At 39.5% G+C, this 5254-nt stretch carries 5 protein-coding genes; 4 read left to right on the forward strand and 1 reads right to left on the reverse strand.

Annotated elements, in window-relative coordinates; genetic code table 11:
• The 4 genes from E1176_RS06655 to E1176_RS06670 form a co-directional block, all read left to right on the forward strand.
• Positions 1–2149: pyruvate carboxylase (locus E1176_RS06655; protein WP_155209823.1), on the forward strand; the 2149-nt coding region annotated here is incomplete at its 5' end.
• Positions 2150–2298: 149 nt separating this feature from the next.
• Positions 2299–3096, forward strand: coding sequence for a metallophosphoesterase family protein (locus E1176_RS06660; RefSeq protein WP_343030511.1), 798 nt, complete (start codon positions 2299–2301; stop codon positions 3094–3096).
• A gap of 1 nt (position 3097) precedes the next feature.
• Complete coding sequence (locus E1176_RS06665) at positions 3098–3685, forward strand: hypothetical protein (protein WP_155209824.1); 588 nt, start codon at positions 3098–3100, stop codon at positions 3683–3685.
• 87 nt (positions 3686–3772) lie between these two features.
• Positions 3773–4489, forward strand: coding sequence for a pirin family protein (locus E1176_RS06670; RefSeq protein ID WP_155209825.1), 717 nt, complete (start codon positions 3773–3775; stop codon positions 4487–4489).
• On the opposite strand, the gene E1176_RS06675 is transcribed toward E1176_RS06670, so the two are convergent.
• Entirely contained in the window at positions 4457–5230 is a 774-nt protein-coding gene (locus tag E1176_RS06675; RefSeq protein WP_155209826.1) for a lysophospholipid acyltransferase family protein, read from the reverse strand. The genes E1176_RS06670 and E1176_RS06675 overlap by 33 nt on opposite strands.
• Between the last annotated feature and the right edge of the window lie 24 nt (positions 5231–5254).

Raw genomic sequence — 5254 nt, forward strand, 5'->3', positions numbered from 1 at the left:
TTTATTTTTAGAAAATGTAATTGCTCACCCGACCTTTTATAAGGGGGATGCAACTGTAAATTTCATTGCCGACCACCCGGAGTTATTCATTGTGCCCCGTAGACTCAATAGAGGCACAAAATTGCTTAACTATTTAGGAAATATAGCAGTAAACGGTCATCCTGATGTGAAAGTAATTGACCCTACAAAGACTTTCAGAGAGCCAAAAATTCCGGAATTTGATCGACTTGGTGGCTATCCTGAAGGGACCAAAGATAAACTGACATCACTGGGAAGAGAAGGTTTTTCCAGCTGGCTGAGAAACGAAAACAAGATACAATATACAGATACCACTTTTAGAGATGCCCATCAATCATTGTTGGCAACCAGAGTGCGTACTAGAGATATGCTCAAAGTAGCAGAGAGCTTTGCTAAAAACCACCCCCAGACCTTTTCTATGGAAGTATGGGGTGGAGCCACCTTTGATGTGTGTATGAGGTTCTTAAATGAAAACCCATGGGAGCGCTTACAGCTTTTCAGAGAGGCTATGCCAAATATTCTCTTACAAATGCTACTCAGAGGGTCAAATGCCGTTGGTTATAAGGCCTACCCCGATAATCTGATACAAAAGTTCATAGAGAAGTCGTGGGAGAATGGTATCGATGTATTTAGAATCTTTGACTCACTCAACTGGGTTGAGGCCATGAAGGTGAGTATAAAAACTGTGCGTGAACGCACAGAAGCGCTTGCCGAAGCATGCATTTGCTACACAGGTGACCTTTATGATAAAGACACTAAATACAACCTTCAATATTATTTAGATCTCGCAAGACAACTCGAAGATGAGGGAGCACATATACTGGCGATCAAAGATATGGCAGGCTTGCTTAAGCCAAGAAGTGCAGAGAAGCTTATTACAGAGTTAAGAAAAGCTACAGATCTGCCTATTCATTTGCACACGCATGATACATCGTCTATTCAGAGTGCGACTTACTTGCAGGCGATAGATGCAGGTGTTGATGTAGTAGATGTGGCGCTTGGCTCAATGTCTGGCCTCACCTCACAACCAAATTTCAATTCTGTGGTAGCAGCCATGGAGGGTCATGAGAGAGAGCAAAGCTATAATCTAAAATCACTCAATAAATTCTCGACTTATTGGGAGTATGTGAGAGAGTACTACTATCCGTTTGAGTCTGGTTTAAAGGCCGGAACTGCCGAAGTATATGAGCACGAAATACCTGGAGGTCAGTATTCTAATCTACGTCCTCAGGCAGAAGCATTAGGTTTAGGTGATAAGTTTGAGAAAATAAAAGAGAACTATGCGGCTGTAAATAAGCTATTTGGTGATATCGTAAAAGTAACACCATCATCCAAAGTGGTAGGTGATATGGCACTTTACCTGACTTCAAATAACATCTCAGCCCAAGACGTGCTTAAAGACGGCAAGTCGCTGTCATTTCCTGAATCTGTAGTGAGTTTGTTTAAAGGTGAGCTTGGTCAGGCTCCGGGAGGTTTCCCTGAGGCACTTTCGAAGATCATCCTCAAAGGTGAAAAGCCATTTACAGACAGGCCAAATGCTCACCTTGAGCCGGTAGACTTTGAGGCTGAGTTCAAGCAATTTCAGAAGGACTTTGACATCTATTGCGATGAGTTAGACTTCCTTTCTTACAAGTTGTATCCTAAGGTTTTTAAAGACTTTTATGACCACTGGCAGGCATATGGTGAAGTTTGGCGATTGCCTACTTTGGCCTTCTTCTATGGGTTGAAAAACAATGAGGAAATCTTTGTAGAAATAGGAAAAGGTAAAGCCATCATTATCAAGAAGCTTTACAAGTCTGCACCAAACGAAGAAGGTATATGCAATGTATACTTCGAGATGAATGGACAGACCAGGGTGTTAGAGGTAAAAGATGAAAACTTTAAGGCCACTAAGGCTTCTCATAAGAAAGCTGAGAGCGAAAATCATGTCGGAGCACCATTACAGGGCAGGTTGGCAGAGATTTTAGTGAAAGAAGGAGATCAGGTGAAAGAAGATGCACCAATGTTTGTAATAGAAGCCATGAAAATGGAAACAACCATAGGAGCTCCTAGAAAAGGCAAAGTGAAGAAGATCGAATTGAAAGCGGGAGACATGGTACAACAAGATGACCTTGTAATTGAGTTGGAATAAAAAGCAACTAAGTAAATTTAGAAAGGCCTCAATTATAGCTTTTTAGCATAGTTGAGGCCTTTTTTTAGTTAGGCCAAAGACTTAAACGCAGTTTTTTCTTCAAACAAATGGTACTGATTAATCGTTATCTTCTGAAAATAAACCGAAGCGTGAAGAATATTTACTGGATAATGATAATGGGCCTTATGGCCCAAAGTTGTTTTGAATACAACCCTAACCAAATCATCCTTGACGATGATGAAAAAAATCTGACAGAAAAATACGTGGCTGAGATACAGGCTAAGCCTGCACCTGATACTATAAAAATGGCCTTTATGGGCGATACACAGAGGTTTTACGATGAAGCTGAGCTGTTTGTAAAAGATGCCAATAAAAGAGACGATATCACTTTTATTATGCATGGAGGAGATATCTCAGATTTTGGTTTGGTTAAGGAATTTAGATGGGTGCATGATATTATGTCTGAAAGCAAAGTACCCTACCTCACCGCAGTAGGAAATCACGATCTGCTAGCCAACGGAAAAAAAGTATATCGTGAGATGTATGGCGATTACAATTACACTTTTACATATGGTAATTATCTGTTTGTTATTCTCGATACCAACTCCAGAGAATATGAGTTTAATGGCAATATACCGGATCTGAACTGGCTATCTGCTCGGTTGGAAGAAAATACAGCTAATCGTAATGTGATTGTGATCTCACACGTACCACCTTACAATAGCGATTTTGATGATGAACTAGAGGCTGAGTATGCTTCAATACTGGCCAATGATCCTAATGTTGTACTTTCACTGCACGCGCATGAGCATTCTTATTTAGATGAAGAGGTTTATGGAGACGGAGTAAGATATTTTGTAACCACAACGGTAAACAAAGAAGGATATGCCTTGCTAAGCCTTTGGGATGATGGATTAAGTATAGAAAGGGTAAAATTCGATGACTAGCATGAAAGGCATTTTTATATATCTGACAGTATTAGTATTAAGTATCACTTCACTACAAGCTCAGGAAAATGATCGAAAATGGTACGCACCAGATCATTACAAGGCTCAGTTTGCTGGTAATATTGGGTTTCTCTCCGTAGCGGCAGGTTATTTACATGGAATGGGAAAATTAGAAACTGACTTGTATGGCGGATTCTTACCTAAAGCTATTGGTGGCGATGATATATTCACGGCTACTCTTAAAAGCACCTATGCCCCATGGAGCAGGGAGATTAATAATACGTACAGTTATAAGCCTTTTAGCGTAGGCTTATATTTAAGCTACTCTTTTGGGAGCCAATTTGATACAATTTCACCCAACGAATATCCTGAGGGTTATTATTGGTGGGCCACATCTCTTAGGGTGGGAGGCTTTTTAGGAGGAAGTATAACAAAGCAATTGCCTAATTCCAATGCATTTGAAAGCATGTCATTATATTATGAGTTAGGTTCTTACGATCTGGTGTTTCTGAGCTACATCCAAAACCTCAAATCCATCAGAATATACGATGTAGTAAACCTGTCTATTGGGGTCAAAATGGCACTTTAAGAAGTGATTTTCCATGATACGAACTATTTTATATAATTTCAATGTTTAAACATTGAAATTACTATTTTAGTAGAAAAATAAGTCGATATGAAAAAAGTAATCCATAAAGCCAATACACGCGGTCATGCAAATCATGGGTGGTTAGACTCTCACCATAGTTTTAGTTTTGCAAGTTATCACAATCCGGAGCGTATGAGTTTTGGCATGTTACGCGTGCTTAATGATGATTGGGTAGAAGGTGGAGCGGGTTTTGGTACTCACCCACACGACAATATGGAGATAGTTTCAATTCCGCTTTCAGGTGCGCTTGAGCATAAAGACAGTACAGGGAATACCGAGGTGATTTACACCAATGATGTGCAAATCATGTCAGCAGGTTCAGGCCTCATGCACTCTGAATTTAACCATAGCAAATCCGAGAAAGTAAATTTTCTGCAGATATGGGTGTTTCCTAAAGAGCGCAATATAACACCACGATATGAGCAAAAAACCTTTGAGCCAGGCGAAAGACTCAATAAAATACAAACTGTAGTGAGCCCTGAAAAAGACGGTGAACCAATTTGGATAAATCAGGATGCTTTTTTCTCACTAGGTAAGTTTGATGCTGGTAAAAGCTTCACTTATGATATAAGAAAAGAGGGCAATGGCGTGTATGTATTTCTATTGAAAGGTGATGTGCAGGTAGAAGATGAGAGACTACAGAAAAGAGATGCGATTGGCATTACCGAGGCCAGTGAAATTAGTATGCAAGCTCAATCTGATACTGAAATATTATTTATTGAGGTGCCCATGAGTAGCCGCTAGTATTTCATCTTCTTTTAGAAGAATAGCTTCCATTTGCTCATACACTGTTGTTTTTAACTCTCTTATGTTCTTCAGCGTCATGCCCTTGGGAGATATTTCCTTGCCAAACACTACCTTAATTTTACCCGGCTTTATTTCAAATTTACTAGGCGGCATTAACCTACCCGCATTTACAATCACAATAGGGATTATAGGTGTTTGCGTTTCAATTGCAATTCTAAAAGCACCGTCATAAAAAGGCTGTAAAGGTTCTTTGGTGCGGTTTTGAGTACCTTCAGGAAAGATCAAAATAGAAATTCCTTCCTTTAAAAATCGAGTCAGTTTGTTTACGCTTTCTCTACGACTTTCAGGGTTAGACCGATCTACAATAATTGTAGCTACTCTCAAAATCAGATTAAATACGGGTATTTTCAGTAATTCTTTTTTTGCAAGCGGCCTAAATTGAGTAGGTACACTTATCGCCAAACCCGGTACATCCAAAAATGAAGTGTGATTGCACGAATAGATGTAGGAACTGTCTTTATCTACATTTTCCTTTCCTTTGATCTGGTAGCGTATAAACGTCAGTTGACTGAAAATCCAGGCCCATGCACGGAGTCCTGCGTAGGTGACATACCCATATTTTTGACCAATGAGTATAGGCAAGATAAAAACCGGTAATAAGATGATCATAAATACCGTAAAGACAATAAGTACCCAAATGAGGTACAGTTTTGAGAATATGGTTTTTATAATTTTCATAGGCGGCTGCTAAATTACCAAAAG

The organism is Fulvivirga aurantia, from assembly GCF_009711475.1.
Taxonomy (GTDB): domain Bacteria; phylum Bacteroidota; class Bacteroidia; order Cytophagales; family Cyclobacteriaceae; genus Fulvivirga; species Fulvivirga aurantia.

What these genes read in the sequence shown, in the direction of transcription:
- E1176_RS06670 (WP_155209825.1), top strand. Translation starts at nt 3,773, where the DNA reads ATGAAAAAAGTAATCCATAAAGCCAATACACGCGGTCATGCAAATCAT.
- E1176_RS06665 (WP_155209824.1), top strand. Translation starts at nt 3,098, where the DNA reads ATGAAAGGCATTTTTATATATCTGACAGTATTAGTATTAAGTATCACT.
- E1176_RS06675 (WP_155209826.1), bottom strand. Translation starts at nt 5,230, where the DNA reads ATGAAAATTATAAAAACCATATTCTCAAAACTGTACCTCATTTGGGTA.